The 4794-nt window shown below is 64.2% G+C and carries 5 protein-coding genes; 4 read left to right on the plus strand and 1 reads right to left on the minus strand.

Translation table 11 applies throughout. The features are described from left to right. Nucleotides 1-297: 297 nt before the first annotated feature. Nucleotides 298-1068: a hypothetical protein gene (locus GJV64_RS11400; RefSeq protein WP_164157342.1), complete on the minus strand. Its 771-nt coding sequence runs from the start codon at nt 1066-1068 to the stop codon at nt 298-300. 266 nt (nt 1069-1334) lie between these two features. Between GJV64_RS11400 and GJV64_RS11405 the strand changes: the two genes are divergently transcribed. The 4 genes from GJV64_RS11405 to GJV64_RS11420 form a co-directional block, all read left to right on the plus strand. After that, nucleotides 1335-2486, plus strand: coding sequence for an acyl-CoA dehydrogenase family protein (locus GJV64_RS11405; RefSeq protein WP_164157343.1), 1152 nt, complete (start codon nt 1335-1337; stop codon nt 2484-2486). Beyond that, nucleotides 2462-3571, plus strand: coding sequence for a CaiB/BaiF CoA transferase family protein (locus GJV64_RS11410; RefSeq protein WP_235927712.1), 1110 nt, complete (start codon nt 2462-2464; stop codon nt 3569-3571). Before GJV64_RS11405 ends, GJV64_RS11410 begins: the two co-directional genes overlap by 25 nt. Next, the gene (locus tag GJV64_RS11415; RefSeq protein WP_164157344.1) at nt 3571-4329 is read left to right on the plus strand and encodes an enoyl-CoA hydratase/isomerase family protein; all 759 of its coding nucleotides are present in this window, start codon (nt 3571-3573) and stop codon (nt 4327-4329) included. The genes GJV64_RS11410 and GJV64_RS11415 overlap by 1 nt, the downstream gene beginning before the upstream one ends. Before the next feature lie 7 nt (nt 4330-4336). Further along, on the plus strand, nt 4337-4794 hold a 458-nt coding region (locus GJV64_RS11420; protein WP_164157345.1), incomplete at its 3' end, for an alcohol dehydrogenase catalytic domain-containing protein.

Below are 4794 nucleotides of genomic sequence, written 5' to 3' on the forward strand. Positions count from 1 at the left end.
GCGCTGGCTGGCGCCGACGACACGCCCTGGCGCCGCGCAGTGGCCGCCGCTATGGCCGAAGCAGGCCTCGCCAGTGCCCTGATCCCCGGCGGCGGGCACCTGGCACCGATGGATGCGGCGGCCGCCACCAACCAGGCGCTCCTGGCCGCGCTCGCCTGACCCCAACCTAGGAAGCTGACGCTCCGGCCTCACTTTAAACCGGGCAAAGGCTGACGGTGGCGGCGTTAGTATCCGCCATTCCTAGGTTTCAATCATGGCGTCCCCCGGTCAGCCCTATTGCATTGTCGTGATTGGGCATTAGCGCACCGGGATTCCCGTATATACTTGATCAATATTGCGATGCTTGCGTCGTGCTGCAACGCCAACGATAAAGAAGCCAGCCAAGCTCATCAGCCATGCCGATGGTTCTGGGACATGGGAAAAATCTCTCACTTCGGCGCGAGTGATGTCGAAAGACACCTCAAGATTGAAGTAGTTTGTTGAGAAATACCCTAAACTATAGCTTCCCTCGCCTGAACCAAAAGATCCATCCTCATTAAAGCGTGCAGAGATTCCAAAGAAGGAATAGATATTTCTTCCAATCGATTCCGCGCTTCCTCGATAAATGAAATCATTGCCCGATTGTACAAAACTTGCCCCACCAAAAACTTCATTCGGATCTAATATTTCACCACTAAATAGCTGGCCTTGACCAGTCCAGAACGTGATTCTTTCATCGACGCTTCCGTTTGGATATCCAAACGGAAACTCCTGATGAAAAGGCCCACCATTGTTCAACCTAATTTCTAAGTCGGCGCCAGTCGAGCAGGAGGGTGAACTGGGGCAGTTATCGATAGTTGAATTTCCAGAATATCTGAAGTACGTGACTTTAAAGTCAACAGGCAATCCTGAAATATTCTTTGTAAAATCTAGACCTGTCAATCCCTCATTCAATGAAACTCGATTTGTTGTTACGACGCCGGTTCCCTCAATAGTAGAAACTCGATTTTTTGCATTTGCTTGAGTAGTAGTCAGCAAAGACCAAGCCATAACAATAAATACCGCGCGAGATTTCTGCACGATGCTCATTGAGAATTCTCCAATCCACTCCTTATTAACTTAATGGTAAGAATATTCCCCTGTCAAGGCTCGTCGTTATGCATCGCATTGGCAACCGGTCGGATGTCTCGCAAGCACAAGGGCGGTGTTAGAATGACGGTGAACTGTACCCTTCCATTTCACTGCAATTTGCAGTGTGACGATCCCCTGCGTCCCTCCAGACCCAACCGAAAAGGCAGATGCGCAGATAGCGCCGGCGGCACTATGAAGGGGCGGCAACTTGGCGGCAGGCGGGCATGAGCATCACGGCAGACGAGGAACGCGCCTTCCTGGACAGCATCGAACGCTGGCTGGAGCGGCGCGTCATCCCGGTGGTCAAGCCCCACGACCATGGCGATATCTGGCCGGCCGAGCTGGTCGCGGAAATGGCGGAGATGGGCCTGTTCGGTGCCACCATCGGGCGCCAGTATGGCGGCTTGGGGCTGCCGGCCACCACCTATGCGCAGATCGTGATGATGATCTCCAGCCACTGGATGGCGATCACCGGCATCTTCAACTCCCACCTCATCATGGCGGCCGCCATCGAGCGGTTCGGGACGGAGGCCCAGAAGGCGGCCTGGCTGCCGCGCCTCGCCAGCGGCGCGATCAGGGGCGGCCTGGCCTTGACCGAACCCAATGCCGGCACCGACCTGCAGGCCATCCGCACCGTGGCCCGCCGCGATGGCGATGCCTATGTGCTGAACGGCACCAAGACGTGGATTTCGAACGCCATCCACGCCGATTGCTTTGCCGTGCTGGTGAAGACCGATCCCGCTGCCAATCCGCGCTACACCGGCATGAGCCTGGTGATCGCCGACAAGCGCGAGGGCCTGACGACGGGCCGCAAGTTCGACAAGCTGGGCTACAAGTCCATCGACACCGCCGAGCTGGTGTTCGACGATTATCGCCTGCCGGCCGACCAGCTGATCGGCGGCGTCGAGGGGCAGGGCTTCTTCCAGGCCACAGGCGGGCTTGAGCTCGGGCGCATCAACGTGGCGGCGCGCGGGGCAGGGCTGGCGGAAGGCGCACTCAGGCTGGCCGGTGCCTATGCGCAGGGGCGGCAGACGATGGGCAAGCCGATCGCCGAGCACCAGGCTATCCAGCTCAAGCTGGGCGAGATGATTACCCGCGCCCGCGCCGCCAGGTTGATGACGCTGGATGCCGCGGCCGCCTATGATCGCGGCGAACGCTGCGACATGGAGGCTGGCATGGCCAAGTATTTCGCCAGCGAGGCCGCGTTCGAGAACGCGCAGGAGGGCATGCGCATCTTCGGCGGATATTCCTATTCCAAGGAGTATGACATCGAACGCTTCTATCGCGACGCCATGTTCCTGTGCATCGGCGAGGGCACCAACGAGATGCAGCGCATGATCGTGGCGCGCCAGTGGGTGAAGCGGAACCCGGCCTGATGGGCAAGCTCAGCGGCATCCGCGTGGTGGATCTCACCATGTTCCTGCCCGGCCCGATGCTGTCGCTCATGATGGCCGAGCAGGGCGCCGAGGTGATCAAGGTGGAGCCGCCGGCCGGCGACCCGGCGCGAGACCAGGCGCCGTTTGCGGGAGGCCACAGCATCTGGTTCGCCAACCTCAACCGCGGCAAGCGCAGCGTCGTGCTCGATCTGAAGACGGCAGAGGGCAAGGCGGACCTCACCGAACTGGTGCGCGGCGCGGACGTGTTCCTCGAAGGTTTCCGTCCCGGCGTGATGGCGCGGCTGGGCTTTGGCTGGGACACGGTGCGCGCGCTCAACCCGCGGATCATCTATTGCTCGCTCTCGGCCTTCGGGCAGCAGGGGGCGCTCGCCGATCACCCGGCACACGACATGGCGGTCCAGGCACTGGCCGGAACATTGAGCGTCAACGATGCCGGCGACGGGCATCCCGCCGTGCCGGGGGTACCGGCCTCCGACGTGGCGGCGGGCCTGACCGGGCTGGCCGCCGTGCTGATGGCGCTGATCGGCCGCGAGCGCACGGGGCAGGGCGATCATGTCGACATTGCCATGCTGGACAGCCTGCTGCCATGGACCGCGCACATTGCCGGCCGTGCGTTGGCCGGCGGCCCGGCGCCGACCTCGGCCGATCAGCGCAGCCTCGGCGGGGCGGCCTTCTACAATGTCTATCAATGTGCCGATGGCCGCCATGTCGTGCTGGGCGGGCGCGAGATCAAGTTCGCGAAGAGCCTGCTCGGCGCGCTCGGCCGGCCCGATCTCGTCCCGCTGGCCGAGGCAGAGGCCGGGCCGGCGCAGGCGCCGCTCGTCGCCTTTCTGCGCGAGACCTTCGCCACCCGCACGCGGCCCGAGTGGGAGGCGTTCATGGCCGATCTCGATGTCGCCTTCGCGCCGGTGCTGGATTTTGCCGAGGCCTATGCCGCGCCGCACATCGCCCAGCACCGCCTGCTGGTGACGGACGATGGCATCCCGCACATCGCGCCGGCCATCCGCTTTGCCAGCGATAGCGCCTGGCACCCCGGCCCGGTGCCGTCGCTCGGAGGACCATGATGAGCCTCAAGCTCCAGCATGACGGCGGCATCACGCGGCTGCTCATCGACCGGGCGGAGAAGCGCAATGCCTTCACGCTTGCCATGTGGCAGGCCGTGCCAGACCTGCTGGCCGAAGCGGCGGCCCGGCCCGAATGCCGACTGCTGATCGTGCAGGCGCGTGAGGCCGGCCGCGCCTTCTGTGCCGGGGCCGACATTGGCGAGATGCTGGACAATGTGGGCGATGCCAGCTGGCGCGCCGCCAACCAGGCGGCCATCAACGCCGCGCAATATGCGCTCACCCGCTTTCCGCTGCCCAGTATTGCCTTTGTCGAGGGCGATGCCATCGGCGGCGGCTGCGGGCTCACGCTCGCCTGTGACATGCGCGTGGCGACCACGGCGGCACGCTTCGGCATCACCCCGGCAAAGCTCGGCCTTGTCTATCCGCTGCACGACGTGAAGCTGCTCACCGATCTGGTCGGGCCGGGCCAGGCGCGGCGGCTGCTCTTCACAGCCAGCCTGATCACCGCTGACGAGGCCCTTCGCATCGGTCTGGTGGAGCAGGTGGCGCACACGCCCGATTGCCTGGTGGAGCCGATCCTCGCCAATTCCCGCCAGTCGACCCGGGCGCTGAAGAGCTTCGTGCGCCGTGTGCTCGATGGCCAGGTGGCCGAGGATGAAGAGACGCGCGCGATCTTCGCGGCGGCCTTTGCCAGCCAGGACTTTGCCGAGGGCGCTGACGCCTTCATGACCCGCCGCCCGCCGCACTTCGAAGGCTGAACCGCCCATGCGCGCCGCCGTCTGTTCCGCCCTGTCGCCCGATCTGTCGGGCCTTGCCCTGCACGCCGACTGGCCGGAGCCGCCGGCCCCCGGCGCGCACGAGGTGATGGTGAAGACCGCCTATGCCAGCCTCAACTTCCCGGATTTCCTGATGTTGCAGGGCGGTTACCAGTACAAGCCGGAGCTGCCCTTCATCCCTGGCACCGAAGGCAGCGGAACGGTGATTGCGGCCGGGCCGGGTGCCGAGGCGCTGCTGGGCCAGGACGTCATCATCGGCGCCCGTTCCGGCCTGATGGCGGAGCGCATCACCCTGCCGGCGCGCGCCGTGCGGCGGGTGCCGGCCGGGCTGTCGCTGGCCGAGGCGGCGGCCTTCACGGTGGGGGCGCTCACCGCCTGGGTTGGGCTGATCGAGCGCGGGCGGTTGAAGGCCGGCGAGCGTGTGCTGGTGACCGGGGCCGGCGGCGG

Origin of the sequence: Sandarakinorhabdus rubra (genome assembly GCF_010994245.1) — a bacterium.
Classification (GTDB): Bacteria; Pseudomonadota; Alphaproteobacteria; order Sphingomonadales; family Sphingomonadaceae; genus Sandarakinorhabdus; species Sandarakinorhabdus rubra.

Coding starts and splice junctions, on each gene's coding strand:
- GJV64_RS11400 (WP_164157342.1), bottom strand. CDS start 1,068: ATGAGCATCGTGCAGAAATCTCGCGCGGTATTTATTGTTATGGCTTGG.
- GJV64_RS11415 (WP_164157344.1), top strand. CDS start 3,571: ATGAGCCTCAAGCTCCAGCATGACGGCGGCATCACGCGGCTGCTCATC.
- GJV64_RS11405 (WP_164157343.1), top strand. CDS start 1,335: ATGAGCATCACGGCAGACGAGGAACGCGCCTTCCTGGACAGCATCGAA.